General features: G+C 59.8%; 12 protein-coding genes. 9 read left to right on the forward strand and 3 right to left on the reverse strand.

Translation table 11 applies throughout. The annotated features are described in order from the left end of the window. Window positions 1–13 precede the first annotated feature (13 nt). The 5 genes from fadA to J2W17_RS30345 all read left to right on the forward strand — a co-directional run bounded on the left by fadA (window position 14) and on the right by J2W17_RS30345 (window position 5,751). Window positions 14–1,189: an acetyl-CoA C-acyltransferase FadA gene (gene fadA, locus J2W17_RS30325; RefSeq protein ID WP_154977847.1), complete on the forward strand. Its 1,176-nt coding sequence runs from the start codon at window positions 14–16 to the stop codon at window positions 1,187–1,189. Between the two features lie 98 nt (window positions 1,190–1,287). Beyond that, complete coding sequence (locus J2W17_RS30330) at window positions 1,288–1,533, forward strand: DUF1653 domain-containing protein (protein WP_307343809.1); 246 nt, start codon at window positions 1,288–1,290, stop codon at window positions 1,531–1,533. A gap of 105 nt (window positions 1,534–1,638) precedes the next feature. After that, window positions 1,639–4,272, forward strand: a complete 2,634-nt coding sequence (gene topA, locus J2W17_RS30335) for a type I DNA topoisomerase (protein ID WP_307343812.1) — start codon at window positions 1,639–1,641, stop codon at window positions 4,270–4,272. A gap of 580 nt (window positions 4,273–4,852) precedes the next feature. Then, window positions 4,853–5,377 (forward strand): DUF6586 family protein, encoded by a 525-nt coding sequence (locus J2W17_RS30340; protein WP_307343815.1) that lies wholly within the window; start codon window positions 4,853–4,855, stop codon window positions 5,375–5,377. 140 nt (window positions 5,378–5,517) lie between these two features. Continuing rightward, on the forward strand, window positions 5,518–5,751 hold the full coding sequence (locus J2W17_RS30345; protein WP_307343818.1) for a hypothetical protein: 234 nt from the start codon (window positions 5,518–5,520) through the stop codon (window positions 5,749–5,751). Window positions 5,752–5,845: 94 nt separating this feature from the next. Here the strand turns inward: J2W17_RS30345 and sulA are convergent, their stop codons facing one another. Further along, the gene (sulA, locus tag J2W17_RS30350) at window positions 5,846–6,319 is read right to left on the reverse strand and encodes an SOS-induced cell division inhibitor SulA (RefSeq protein WP_307343821.1); all 474 of its coding nucleotides are present in this window, start codon (window positions 6,317–6,319) and stop codon (window positions 5,846–5,848) included. 10 nt (window positions 6,320–6,329) lie between these two features. Beyond that, window positions 6,330–6,938, reverse strand: coding sequence for a transcriptional repressor LexA (gene lexA, locus J2W17_RS30355; protein ID WP_128870862.1), 609 nt, complete (start codon window positions 6,936–6,938; stop codon window positions 6,330–6,332). 229 nt (window positions 6,939–7,167) lie between these two features. Here lexA and J2W17_RS30360 point away from each other — a divergent pair, with 229 nt between their 5' ends. The 3 genes from J2W17_RS30360 to J2W17_RS30370 all read left to right on the forward strand — a co-directional run bounded on the left by J2W17_RS30360 (window position 7,168) and on the right by J2W17_RS30370 (window position 9,791). Then, complete coding sequence (locus J2W17_RS30360; protein WP_307343827.1) at window positions 7,168–7,875, forward strand: TetR/AcrR family transcriptional regulator; 708 nt, start codon at window positions 7,168–7,170, stop codon at window positions 7,873–7,875. Window positions 7,876–8,042: 167 nt separating this feature from the next. Then, the gene (gene nagZ / locus J2W17_RS30365; RefSeq protein WP_307343889.1) at window positions 8,043–9,041 is read left to right on the forward strand and encodes a beta-N-acetylhexosaminidase; all 999 of its coding nucleotides are present in this window, start codon (window positions 8,043–8,045) and stop codon (window positions 9,039–9,041) included. Between the two features lie 12 nt (window positions 9,042–9,053). Beyond that, window positions 9,054–9,791: an S-methyl-5'-thioinosine phosphorylase gene (locus tag J2W17_RS30370; protein ID WP_307343831.1), complete on the forward strand. Its 738-nt coding sequence runs from the start codon at window positions 9,054–9,056 to the stop codon at window positions 9,789–9,791. A gap of 18 nt (window positions 9,792–9,809) precedes the next feature. Here J2W17_RS30370 and J2W17_RS30375 read toward each other — a convergent pair whose 3' ends face one another. After that, window positions 9,810–10,094, reverse strand: coding sequence for a hypothetical protein (locus J2W17_RS30375; RefSeq protein WP_307343834.1), 285 nt, complete (start codon window positions 10,092–10,094; stop codon window positions 9,810–9,812). Between the two features lie 711 nt (window positions 10,095–10,805). Here J2W17_RS30375 and J2W17_RS30380 point away from each other — a divergent pair. After that, entirely contained in the window at window positions 10,806–13,142 is a 2,337-nt protein-coding gene (locus tag J2W17_RS30380) for a DEAD/DEAH box helicase (RefSeq protein WP_373460066.1), read from the forward strand. Window positions 13,143–13,287: the final 145 nt, after the last annotated feature.

The following is a 13,287-nucleotide window of genomic DNA, read 5'->3' on the forward strand; positions in this document are numbered from 1 at the left end:
AGAGTGAAATTTTATGAGCTTGAATCCTAGAGACGTCGTGATTGTCGACTTCGGTCGTACGCCGATGGGCCGCTCCAAGGGCGGCATGCACCGCAACACCCGCGCCGAAGACATGTCGGCGCACCTGATCAGCAAACTGCTGGAACGCAACGTCAAGGTCGACCCGAACGAAGTCGAAGACGTGATCTGGGGCTGTGTGAACCAGACCCTGGAGCAGGGCTGGAACATCGCCCGCATGGCGTCCCTGATGACGCAGATACCGCACACCGCGGCGGGCCAGACCGTCAGCCGCCTGTGTGGCTCGTCGATGAGTGCCCTGCACACTGCCGCGCAAGCGATCATGACCGGCAACGGTGACGTGTTCGTGGTGGGCGGCGTCGAGCACATGGGCCACGTGAGCATGATGCACGGTGTCGATCCGAACCCGCACATGTCGCTGTACGCGGCGAAAGCCTCGGGCATGATGGGCCTGACCGCGGAAATGCTGGGTAAAATGCACGGCATCACTCGCGAGCAACAGGATGCGTTCGGCCTGCGTTCCCACCAGCTCGCCCAAAAGGCGACGGTGGAAGGCAAGTTCAAGGACGAAATCATCCCGATGCAGGGCTACGACGAGAACGGTTTCCTTAAACTGTTCGACTATGACGAAACCATTCGTCCGGAAACCACCCTGGAAAGCCTGGCCGCTCTGAAGCCAGCGTTCAACCCGAAAGGTGGCACCGTGACAGCCGGTACTTCGTCGCAGATCACTGACGGTGCTTCGTGCATGATCGTGATGTCGGCGCAACGTGCCCAGGACCTGGGCATCCAGCCGCTGGCGGTGATCCGCTCGATGGCGGTGGCCGGTGTGGACCCGGCGATCATGGGCTATGGTCCAGTACCGGCGACGCACAAAGCACTGAAGCGCGCAGGCCTCGGCATCAACGATATCGACTTCTTCGAGCTCAACGAAGCCTTCGCCGCACAGGCCCTGCCGGTGCTGAAAGATTTGAAAGTGCTCGACAAGATGAACGAGAAGGTTAACCTGCACGGCGGCGCCATTGCCCTGGGTCATCCGTTCGGTTGCTCCGGTGCCCGTATCTCCGGCACCCTGTTGAACGTGATGAAGCAGAATGGCGGCACCTTCGGGGTAGCCACCATGTGCATTGGTCTCGGCCAAGGCATCTCCACCGTCTTCGAACGCGTTTAAGCGTTTCGTTGAAGGAAGCCGGGGCCAAGTGCCCCGGTTTTTGTTTTTCCGGATTTTTTTTGTTTTTATTTTGAAAAGATTTGAGCGAGGGCCAAAGCATGCCGATCCAACCGGGGCTCTACCAACATTTCAAAGGTCCGTATTACCGTGTATACGCTGTCGCGCTGGATTCGGAAACCGACGAAGAAATGGTCTTCTATCAAGCCCTGTATGGCAATTACACCTTTGGCGTGCGTTCCTTGAGCATGTTCGTTGAGTCGGTCGAGGTTGACGGTGAACAGGTGCCACGCTTTGCTTTGGTGAAAGCGGAAAAGAGCATTTTTCCCAAGCATAAAGCCGAGTGAGCGCAGAACCTCGCGCTTGACCTCACCTTGCAGCCACTATATATAGCGGTGCCGCGTCAGGCGCCAACCGCCTTTCACTTCTAGAATTCAGGAATTTTCTGATCCATGGGCAAATCGCTGGTCATTGTGGAATCCCCGGCTAAGGCCAAGACCATCAACAAGTATCTGGGTAACCAATACGTGGTGAAGTCGAGTATCGGCCATATCCGAGACCTGCCCACCAGCGGTTCGGCTAGCGCCAGTAAAGAGCCTGCCGCCAAGCGCGGCAAGGCCGCCGCGGGTGAAGGTCCGGTGCTCACGCCGAAAGAGAAAGCGCGCAAGCAGCTGGTCTCGCGCATGGGCGTCGATCCCGATCATGGCTGGAAAGCCAAGTACGAGATCCTCCCGGGCAAAGAAAAAGTCATCGAGGAGCTGCGCCGGCTCGCCAAGGATGCTGACACCATCTATCTCGCAACCGACTTGGATCGCGAGGGGGAAGCCATTGCCTGGCACCTGCGCGAAGCCATCGGGGGTGACGACACCCGCTACAAGCGCGTGGTGTTCAACGAAATCACCAAGAAGGCGATTCAGGAAGCCTTCTCCAAGCCGGGCGAGCTGGACATCGACCGTGTCAACGCCCAGCAGGCGCGTCGTTTCCTCGACCGCGTCGTCGGTTACATGGTGTCGCCGCTGCTGTGGGCCAAGGTCGCCCGTGGCCTGTCCGCCGGTCGCGTGCAATCGGTTGCGGTAAAACTGGTCGTTGAGCGTGAGCGGGAAATCCGTGCGTTCAACCCGGAAGAATACTGGGAAGTCCACGCCGACCTCGGCACCGCCAAGGGCGCTACCGTGCGCTTCGACGTGGCCCGCGAGAAGGGTGAAGCCTTCAAACCGCTCAACGAAGCCCAGGCCATGGCCGCGCTGGAGAAGCTCAAGGCTTCCAGCTACAGCATCGTCAAGCGCGAAGACAAACCGACCAGCAGCAAGCCGTCGGCGCCGTTCATCACCTCCACCCTGCAACAGGCCGCGAGCAACCGTCTGGGCTTCGGGGTGAAGAAGACCATGATGATGGCCCAGCGTTTGTACGAAGCGGGCTACATCACGTACATGCGTACCGACTCCACCAACCTCTCGGCCGATGCCGTGACGATGGCGCGCACTTATATTGAAGGGGAGTTCGGCAAGAAGTACCTGCCGGAAAACCCGAACGTCTACAGCAGCAAGGAAGGCGCACAAGAGGCTCACGAAGCGATTCGTCCCTCCGATGCCAATACCGAGCCAAGCAAGCTGACGGGCATGGAGCGTGACGCTGAGCGGCTCTACGAGCTGATCTGGCGCCAGTTCCTCGCTTGCCAGATGCTGCCGGCGCAATACCTGTCGACCACGGTCACCGTCGGTGCCGGCGACTTCGAGCTGCGCGCCAAGGGCCGCATCCTCAAGTTCGACGGTTACACCCGGGTGATGCCGCAGATTGCCAAGCCAGGCGACGACGACGTGCTGCCGGACATGGCCCAGGGCGACGCGATGAAGCTGATCAAGCTTGATCCGACCCAGCATTTCACCAAGCCGCCGGCGCGTTATTCGGAAGCGAGCCTGGTAAAAGAAATGGAAAAACGCGGCATCGGTCGTCCTTCGACCTACGCGGCGATTATTTCGACCATTCAGGATCGCGGCTACGTGGCGCTGCACAACCGTCGTTTCTATTCGGAAAAGATGGGCGACATCGTCACCGAGCGCCTGGCCGAGAGCTTCTCCAATCTCATGGACTACGGCTTCACCGCCGGCATGGAAGAGAACCTCGATGACGTGGCCCAGGGCGAACGCGACTGGAAAAACGTGCTCGACGAGTTCTACGGCGACTTCAAGAAGAAGCTCGAAGTGGCCGAAAGCGCCGAAGGCGGCATGCGTGCCAACCAGCCGGTGATGACCGACATTCCGTGCGTGGTGTGCGGTCGTCCGATGCAGATTCGTACCGCGTCGACCGGCGTGTTCCTTGGTTGCTCGGGCTACAGCCTGCCGCCGAAAGAACGCTGCAAGGCTACGGTCAACCTGGTGCCAGGCGATGAAATCGCGGCGGACGACGAGGGTGAGTCGGAGTCGCTGGTGCTGCGTGGCAAGCATCGTTGCCCGATCTGCAGCACGGCGATGGACGCTTACCTGCTGGACGAGAAGCGCAAGCTGCACATCTGCGGCAACAACCCGGATTGCGACGGCTACGAAATCGAAGAGGGCAGTTATCGCATCAAGGGCTACGAAGGTCCGAGCCTGGAATGCGACAAGTGCGGCAGCGAGATGCAACTCAAGACCGGCCGTTTCGGCAAGTTCTTCGGCTGCACCAACCCGACCTGCAAGAACACCCGCAAACTGCTGAAAAGCGGTGATGCGGCGCCGCCGAAGATGGACCCGGTGAAGATGCCTGAGCTGAAATGCGAAAAGGTCAACGACACCTACATCCTGCGCGACGGGGCTTCCGGGCTGTTCCTGGCCGCCAGCCAGTTCCCGAAAAACCGCGAGACCCGTGCGCCGTTGGTCATGGAAATCGTGCCGCACAAGGACGAGATCGATCCGAAGTACCACTTCCTGTGCGAAGCACCGAAGAAAGACCCGGACGGCCTGCCAGCGGTGATCCGTTACAGCCGCAAGACCAAAGAGCAGTACGTGCAGACTGAAGTCGACGGTAAGCCGACTGGCTGGAAGGCGTACTACGACGGCGGCAAGTGGACAGTCGAAGACAAGCGCCCGGCAAAAACCGCCAAGGCCTGAAACATGCTGTCTGATTGAACACGCGGTCCCTGTAGGAGCCGGCTTGCCGGCGAAGGACGTCAACGATAACGCGTACTGTCTGGATGAACGCGCCGCCCTCGGGTTTTTCGCGAGCAAGCTTGCTCCTACAGGCAGGCAGGCAGGCAAACGGCGTCAGCGTTAGCGGAGGTTGTCTGGGGGGGCGCCGTTCACCTGTGGGAGCGAGCTTGCTCGCGATGGACGTCAACGAAAACGCGCGCTGTCTGGATGAACGCGCCGCCCTCGGGTTTTTCGCGAGCAAGCTTGCTCCTACAGGCAGGCAGACGGCGTCAGCGTTAGCGGAGGTTGTCTGGGGGGGACGCGTTCACCTGTGGGAGCGAGCTTGCTCGCGATGGACGTCAACGATAACGCGCGCTGTCTGGATGAACGCGCCGCCCTCGGGTTTTTCGCGAGCAAGCTTGCTCCTACAGGCACCAAAGGCCGCATGACCACCCTTGGGTGTGCATGCGGCCTTTGTGTTTTGTGCTTGCGGGAGGCGCAGGTGATCCACGACACTGTCTGACCTGCGTGAAGCAATTATTTCGTTGTGGAGGCTGCCGTCATGGCCCACGAACTCTATACCCGTACCAACCAGAAGATTTATTTTGCCGGCCTGTCGCTCGAAGCGCTCGCCAAGGCTGAAGAGGGGCGGGCGATGAACTCGCTGGCGCTGATCCAGGCGGGGCGCGAATCGGCGTTGTTTCACCTGTATGGCGCGCTGCTGGGGTTGTGCCATGAAATCGCCGGTTTCTATCGCCTGCCCCAGGCCAATGCGCCGCGGGCGGAGATGCTGCTGACCCGGGAAGTGCTGGAAACCATCGCCATCCCTGAAATGGCCGAAATGGTCGAGCTCGCGCAGAATCCCGAAACCTGGCTGGCCAAGCTGCTGGCCGCCCATGCGGCGCTGTTCCAGCCGCCACGGGCCCCGCACAAACCAAAAGGCGATGTAACCCAGCCCCTGATCCTGGCCGTAAACCTGGATGAAGAAGAGGCGCCTCAGGAGTTGAGCCGGGAAGAGCTGGAAAGCTGGCGTCAGAACCTCAAGGGCCTGGCGATCCGGTTTCGCGAAGGGTTGAACGAGTGCTGAAAAACTGAGTGTCTGGCCAGGTTTAGCTCAGGGAAGTGTGTTGTGGGAAATTTCCCTGAGTGATGACATCTGGTCAAGATCCCGAGCGAAGCCGGGAAGATGCCTATATAATCCCCGCCTTTCTTGGAGAACTCATCCTTATGCCAACGTCCTTTTTAGAAATTGTCGAGCTACCAGACGGCCGTATCGAGCTGCGCAGGGCCGAGGACGAGGGTTCTCTGGTGACTTTGGATTTCTCCGAGGATGCCAAGGCGTTCCTGCAAGGCCAGCATGTGGAGGTCGCCAAGGCGATGTTGAGCGTCGGCGTTCAGATGGCCGGTCGCCTGGTTGAAGGCGAATTCGAGTCGGATCAGGGGACGCGGGTTCTTCATTGATCCCGTCCGTCGATTTATTAAGGTTACTTTTACCTATCGGCTTCTCAATCCCTGGAGAAGCCCCGCGCTGCTCAGCGCATCCCCTGTTTTCCAGTTAACCCAGTCGAATATTCAGACTTTGCGCGTCCCCGATCCGGGCGGCGTTGATCAACTGTTGGCGTGAAGCTGAGTTCAGCGGATTGAGCCAGCTGACCACCGTATGGCTGCGGCCCAGGCGCAGGGCTTCGCAGGTCAGTTGCTGAGCGCTCTGGGTGCCACGGGGCTGCAGCAACAGGATACGTTCGCGATTCAGGCCGGCATCGCGCAACCAGGCCTGGGTCAGGCTGGCGGGCGGGGCGATCAGGGTCAGCCAGCGAGCGTCCTGGTCCTCGCTCAACTCCCTGAGGATCGGTGCCAGAAGGTTCAGGCAGTTCCCGGCCGCACCACGCAGTGACAGCTCGCTGAAAACGTCCGGTTCGGCACTCCAGGGCGACTCGACCACCTCTTTCAGGATCGGCGCCAACGGTTGCATCATGAACGCCTCGAACAACGGCAACTGGGCTTGCTGTGGTGTATGTGGGAACTGCATAAAGCCTCCTTTAGCGGCGAATGACGCCGACGCTCAAGCCTTCGATCACCAGTTCCTGATCTTTCAGGTTCACTTCGATTGGGGCGAATTCAGGGTTTTCGGCCAGCAGCCAGACTTTGCTGCCATCGCGCTTGAAGCGCTTGACGGTCACTTCGTCGCCGATCCGCGCGACCACGATCTGGCCGTTGCGGGCCTCACGGGTGGTATGGACGGCCAACAGGTCGCCATCGAAAATCCCCACGTCCTTCATGCTCATGCCATGGACCCGCAGCAGATAGTCGGCGCGGGGATGGAAGAACGTCGGGTTGATGTTGCAGGACTCTTCTATGTGCTGCTGGGCGAGGATGGGCGCGCCCGCCGCCACGCGGCCGATGATCGGCAGGGTGGATTCGTCGGCCTTGGCTTCGAAACCGGGAATGCGAATGCCGCGGGAGGCGCCCGGAGTCATCTCGATAGCACCCTTGCGGGCCAATGCCTTGAGGTGTTCTTCCGCCGCGTTGGGCGACTTGAAACCCAGTTCCTGAGCGATTTCCGCGCGGGTCGGCGGGTAGCCGTTGTCATCGAGGCAGCGTTTGATGAAGGCCAGAATCTCTGCTTGGCGTGGCGTCAGCTTTAGCATATTGATCGCTCTGTCTTTTTATACAGTGACTGGGATTATATACAGTGAAACGGTCTTGGCAATGCCCCTTTTTTTGCCCGCCGCCAGACGGTCGATCAGCTGGCTGATCAAAGCTTCGCCGATATATGGTTAAATAGCTGACCGACCATTCCGGATACGAACCGCCAGACTTGACAAGCCCGGGGCTGAAACGTATGTTTCAAACAAGTGTTTGTCAGGCGGAGTAGCCATGGCCCAGTCGGAAACCGTTGAACGCATTCTCGATGCTGCCGAGCAGTTGTTCGCGGAAAAAGGTTTTGCCGAAACCTCATTGCGCCTGATCACCAGCAAGGCCGGGGTCAATCTGGCGGCGGTGAACTATCACTTCGGCTCGAAGAAGGCGCTCATCCAGGCAGTCTTCTCGCGCTTTCTCGGCCCGTTCTGTCTCAGCCTCGACAAAGAGCTGGAGCGTCGCCAGGCCAAGCCGGAAAACAAGCCGAGCCTCGAAGAACTGCTGGAAATCCTCGTCGAACAAGCCCTGGTGGTGCAGCCCCGCAGCGGCAATGACCTGTCTATCTTCATGCGTTTGCTGGGCCTGGCCTTCAGTCAGAGCCAGGGCCATTTGCGGCGTTACCTGGAAGACATGTACGGCAAGGTGTTTCGCCGCTACATGACCCTGGTCAACGAGGCTGCGCCGCGGATTCCACCGATCGAACTGTTCTGGCGGGTGCACTTCATGCTCGGCGCCGCGGCGTTCAGCATGTCGGGGATCAAGGCGTTGCGCGCGATTGCCGAGACCGACTTCGGCGTCAACACCTCCATCGAGCAGGTCATGCGGCTGATGGTGCCGTTCCTCGCGGCCGGCATGCGCGCCGAAACCGGCGTGACCGACACGGCCATGGCCGCCGCGCAGTTGCGTCCGCGTAGCAAATCGACACCCATTGCCGCCAAGGTTTGACCCCGCACGGGTGGGCGCGGCAGCGGACATCCGCTAAGCTGGGCGCCCATGCCGACTCTCGTTTCGAACCTGCACCCCATTGTTTTCGTCAGCCGGGCTATTACCCGGGGTGACCAATGCGTGCGAGCCGGGTTCATCGTTCTCAAGGAATTCATATGACTGCTGGCCTGCAAGGCTCGTTGATGGTGGACGTCGCCGGTACCTGGCTGACGGCCGAAGATCGCCAACTGTTGCGTCAACCCGAAGTGGGTGGCCTGATCATTTTTGCGCGCAACATCGAACACCCGCGCCAGGTGCGTGAATTGAGTGCCGCGATCCGCGCCATTCGTCCCGATTTGCTGCTCGCCGTGGACCAGGAGGGCGGTCGGGTACAACGCCTGCGCCAGGGCTTCGTGCGGCTGCCGGCCATGCGCGCCATTGCCGACAACCCGAATGCCGAGTACCTGGCCGAGCAGTGCGGCTGGATCATGGCCACCGAGGTGCTGGCGGTCGGCCTCGACCTGAGCTTCGCCCCGGTGCTGGATCTGGACCACCAGCGCAGCGCCGTGGTCGGCACCCGTTCGTTCGAAGGTGACCCGGAGCGCGCGGCCTTGCTGGCGGGTGCCTTCATCCGCGGCATGGACAGCGCCGGCATGGCGGCCACCGGCAAGCACTTCCCCGGCCACGGCTGGGCCGAGGCCGACTCCCACGTTGCCATCCCCAACGACGAGCGTAGTCTCGATGAGATTCGCGCCCATGACCTGGTGCCGTTCGCCCGCTTGAGCAAGCAACTGGCCGCCGTCATGCCGGCCCACGTCATTTACCCCCAGGTCGATGCCCAGCCTGCCGGTTTCTCCCGCCGCTGGTTGCAGGACATCCTGCGCGGCGAGTTGCAATTCGACGGCGTGATCTTCAGTGACGACCTGTCGATGGCGGGTGCCCATGTGGTCGGCGATGCCGCCAGTCGCATCGAAGCGGCGCTGACGGCCGGTTGCGACATGGGCCTGGTGTGCAACGACCGCGCCGCCGCCGAGCTCGCGCTGAGCGCCGCCCAGCGCCTGAAAGTCAAACCGTCGCCACGCATTGCGCGGATGCGCGGCCAGGCCTTCGCCAACATCGAATATCGTCAGGACCCGCGCTGGCTGGCAGCTGTCGGCGCGCTCAAAGAAGCTCAACTGATTGATTGAGGACGTTTCGACATGACGGTTTACGCGATTATCGGTGGCAGCGGCCTGACTCAACTCGAAGGCCTGGACATTCGCCAGTCACTGGCGGTGGATACGCCCTACGGTGCGCCGTCGGCCGAGGTGCAGATCGGTGAGTATGCCGGCAAGGAAGTGCTGTTCCTCGCACGCCACGGCCATCCGCACCGTATTCCGCCGCATCGGGTGAACTACCGCGCCAATCTCTGGGCGCTGAAGCAGGCGGGAGCCGAGGCGATTCTCGCGGTCAATGCCGTGGGCGGGATTCATCCGTCGATGGTGACCGGTCATTTCTGCGTCCCGCATCAGTTGATCGACTACACCAGTGGTCGCGAACACACCTGTTTCGCCGATAACCTCGAACAGGTTACCCATATCGACTTCAGCTACCCCTACAGCGAACATTTGCGTCAGCAGCTGATGGCGGCGTTGGCGGCCGAAGGCGTTGGTTATAGCGGTCAGGGCGTATATGGCTGCACCCAGGGACCGCGCCTGGAAACCGCCGCGGAAATCGCCAGGCTGGAGCGCGACGGCTGCGACATCGTCGGCATGACCGGCATGCCTGAAGCGGCACTGGCCCGTGAGCTGGAACTGGATTACGCCTGCCTGGCGCTGGTGGTGAACCTGGCGGCGGGCAAGTCGACGGCGGTGATTGGCATGGCCGGGATCGAGCAGGCGTTGCGGGAGGGGATGGAGACGGTGACGTCGACGTTGGCGCGGGTGCTGAAACGCTGAGTTTTAAGCTGGCAAACTTCATTCATTTTCAGAAGCGTTGATTTTATGCTGACCATCATCGAGCAACTTCATGAGCTGCCGTGGGCAGAAGAATTCAGTCATAACGCTCTGAACAGGGCTCTGCGATATGCTGCAGAAAATCGGGTGCAAATCCAGGAAATGGAGGATGTCCTCGTTCTCGCCACCTGCCGAGGTTCCCAAGGAAATATTTACCAGCAAACCATCGAACTGGTTGAAGACATCAAGGGTGAGTTTGAGCTGATTTGCAGCTGTTCGTGTCCCATGGTGATCAATTGCAAGCACTGCGCAACCGTGCTTTATAACTTGCGGGATCTTCCTTCGGACTCGTTCAAACCTACTTCTACCGTTCAGCTGAACCGTGACCTGGAACGCTGGCTCGACGCTATTCCTGCCGAGACTGCGGATCGCCAAAAGGCTATACAGGGCACCGGCACCTGCTGGGTGTACAAACTCAAGGCAACGTCGACTGCCGGCAAATGGTTGCTGGAAATTCATAAAGCCCGTCAGCTCAAGGATGGCCGCTTGCAGGACATCAAGCCGGTGTTCTCGCTAGCGGACGCATTGATGCGAGAGCCGGGTTATCTGACCGAACATGATCTGAGAATCGGCAGATTGCTGGTTGTAATGCACTCCCATCATTCGTTTTACAGCGGGTATCCCCTGCAAGGCAGTAGCGGGGCCGAAATCCTGCAAATGGCGTTGAGCACTTCGCGACTGTTTCTCGACTTTGCACAAGTGCAGCCCTTGGCGCTCGGGATGAGCAGGCCTGCGCACTTTGCCTGGGTCGAGCACGCCAGCGGCAGCTTCCGTCCTCAATGGCGTAGTGACGCAACGCCTGAGGAAACATTCCTGGCGCTGGAGCCTTTGTACTACCTGGACCGCGACCGGATGGAAGTCGGACCGCTGCGCAGTGAAATGGATGACAAACTCGCCTGTCATTTGTCGCTGGCCCCTGATATTCCCGCGCGCCAGGCCGCGCAGTTCAGCCATCGCATGGGCGCTGCAACCCGAATCGTGCCGCCACCGCATGCGTTGACTGAACGGATTGTCAATGACGTCGAGCCCCAAGCCTGCCTGACGCTTGCAAGCACCAAGCGCTTAAGACACTGGAAGTACGAACCCGAGCACCGTGCGGCGTTGGCATTCAGCTACAACGGTCATTTGACGGAGGACAAAAAATCCTCGGAAATATTGATACTGTCCGGCACCGAAACCCAGCGCATTCAGCGTAACCCCGCAGCCGAAAAAACCTTGCGCCAGGCCTTGCAAAAACAAGGTTTGAAAAAGGCCACCCGCAAAAGCGATGCGTTACCTGATAGCGCCGGGGAAATGTTCGATTTGCCGGATGATTCGGCATGGCTGACTTTTGTCCAGTCCGGCGTTCCGGCACTTAAAGAGGCCAATTGGCAGATTCATATCCACGACGGGTTTCATTTCAATGTGCAGCCGGTAGAACACTGGTATGCCGACGTCGAGGAATCTGCGGGGCATGAGTGGTTCGACTTGCAGCTGGGTATCGTGGTCAACGGTGAGCGCCACAGTCTGCTACCCATCCTGCTGCAATTGATCCGCAGGCAACCACACCTGTTGAACCGGGCAGAACTGGCCTTGCGTGACGATGACGATCAAGTGCTGATCGATCTCAACAGCGGACAGTTGGGTGCCAGGCCAGGCATTAAAGTTGCCTTGTCCCTGGGGCGGATCAAGCCCTTGATGGCGACGCTCGGCGAATTGTATCTGGGTGAGAACAGCGGCGCCTCGTTACGTCTGAACGGCCCTGATGCCGCGCGCTTGAGTGAGCTGGAAGGATTGCCGCTGGTCTGGCAGGGTGGCGAGCGCTTGCGTAGTTTTGCCAAACGCTTGCGTGAGTCGACTCAGCAAAATGTCGCCGCGCCCGAAGGCCTCAATGCCACGTTGCGGCCTTATCAGCTTGAAGGCCTGAACTGGATGCAAACCCTTCGCGAGCTGGAAGTCGGCGGTATCCTCGGCGATGACATGGGCTTGGGCAAGACCCTGCAAACCCTCGCCCATCTGCTGTTGGAAAAGCAGGCCGGCAGGCTCGATGTGCCAGCACTCGTGGTGATGCCGACCAGCCTCATTCCCAATTGGCTTGACGAGGCGGCACGCTTCACCCCGCAACTGAAAGTGCTGGCGTTGCATGGCACCAGTCGCCAAAAAGACTTCGCGAACTTTGCCGAATACGATCTTGTCCTGACTACCTACGCGTTGTTGCTGCGAGATCTGGAGGTTTTGCAGCCGCAGGTCTGGAGTGTCCTGATTCTCGACGAAGCGCAGAACATCAAGAATCCGCTCAGCAAGGCTGCTCAGGCTGCCCGGGATCTGGAGGCCCGGCAGCGTTTGTGTCTGTCCGGCACGCCATTGGAAAATCATCTGGGCGAGTTGTGGTCGCTGTTCCATTTCCTGTTGCCCGGCTGGCTTGGCGACAGCAAATCCTTCAATCGCGATTACCGCACTCCGATCGAGAAGCACGGCAATAGCGAACGTATGCAGCATCTGACGGCCCGGATAAAGCCCTTCCTGCTACGTCGCAAGAAAGAACAGGTGGCCACCGAGTTGCCGCCAAAATCCGAGATCGTGCATTGGGTCGAGCTCAGCGACGGGCAGCGGGATGTCTATGAAACCGTGCGCGTGGCGATGGATAAGAAGGTACGTGACGAAATTGCCCGGAGCGGCGTTGCGCGCAGTCAGATCATCATCCTCGATGCGTTGCTCAAGCTGCGCCAGGTCTGCTGCGATCTGCGGCTGATCAAAATGCCTCTGACGGCGAAAGCGCTTCGTGCGGGCAGCGGCAAGTTGATCGGTCTGATGGAAATGCTCGAAGAGTTGCTCAGCGAAGGCCGCAGGATTTTGCTGTTCTCTCAGTTCACTTCGATGCTGGCATTGATCGAGGAAGAATTGCAGCAGCGCAGTATTGGTTATTCGTTGTTGACTGGCGAAACAACTGATCGGCGTACGCCTGTCAAAGACTTTCAGGGCGGCAAAGTGCCGTTGTTTCTGATCAGTCTGAAGGCGGGTGGCACCGGGCTGAACCTGACCGCGGCCGATACGGTGATCCACTTCGATCCGTGGTGGAACCCGGCTGTTGAAAACCAGGCGACCGACCGTGCGTATCGCATCGGCCAGGACAAGCCGGTATTTGTTTACAAGATGATCGCGCGCGGGACAGTGGAGGAAAAAATACAGGCGCTGCAGCAGGAGAAGGCAGCCTTGGCCGGAGCTGTCCTGGAAGGTGGGGCGAGTGGTGGGTGGAAGCTTGAACAGAGTGATATTGAGGCGCTGTTTGCACCGCTGCCAGAGCCGAAGTCCTGATAAAGCGTGGCTGCAGTGAGTCCGTGTCGACCCCATTCGCGAGCAGGCTCGCTCCCACAGGTTTTTTTGTCGATCACAAATAATGTGGGCAACACACATCCAGTGTGGGAGCGAGCCTGCTCCGGGCGGCGTTCCGACGAAGGCG

The sequence above is a fragment of the Pseudomonas lini genome (assembly GCF_030812475.1).
Lineage (GTDB): Bacteria > Pseudomonadota > Gammaproteobacteria > Pseudomonadales > Pseudomonadaceae > Aquipseudomonas > Aquipseudomonas lini_A.

Bases quoted from the DNA above. Each gene is read 5' to 3' on its own strand.
- J2W17_RS30345 (WP_307343818.1), top strand. From the start codon at position 5,518: ATGCCAACGTCCTTTTTAGAAATTGTCGAGCTACCAGACGGCCGTATC.
- J2W17_RS30380 (WP_373460066.1), top strand. From the start codon at position 10,806: ATGGGCGCTGCAACCCGAATCGTGCCGCCACCGCATGCGTTGACTGAA.
- topA (WP_307343812.1), top strand. From the start codon at position 1,639: ATGGGCAAATCGCTGGTCATTGTGGAATCCCCGGCTAAGGCCAAGACC.
- J2W17_RS30360 (WP_307343827.1), top strand. From the start codon at position 7,168: ATGGCCCAGTCGGAAACCGTTGAACGCATTCTCGATGCTGCCGAGCAG.
- sulA (WP_307343821.1), bottom strand. From the start codon at position 6,319: ATGCAGTTCCCACATACACCACAGCAAGCCCAGTTGCCGTTGTTCGAG.
- J2W17_RS30330 (WP_307343809.1), top strand. From the start codon at position 1,288: ATGCCGATCCAACCGGGGCTCTACCAACATTTCAAAGGTCCGTATTAC.
- J2W17_RS30370 (WP_307343831.1), top strand. From the start codon at position 9,054: ATGACGGTTTACGCGATTATCGGTGGCAGCGGCCTGACTCAACTCGAA.
- J2W17_RS30340 (WP_307343815.1), top strand. From the start codon at position 4,853: ATGGCCCACGAACTCTATACCCGTACCAACCAGAAGATTTATTTTGCC.
- lexA (WP_128870862.1), bottom strand. From the start codon at position 6,938: ATGCTAAAGCTGACGCCACGCCAAGCAGAGATTCTGGCCTTCATCAAA.
- fadA (WP_154977847.1), top strand. From the start codon at position 14: ATGAGCTTGAATCCTAGAGACGTCGTGATTGTCGACTTCGGTCGTACG.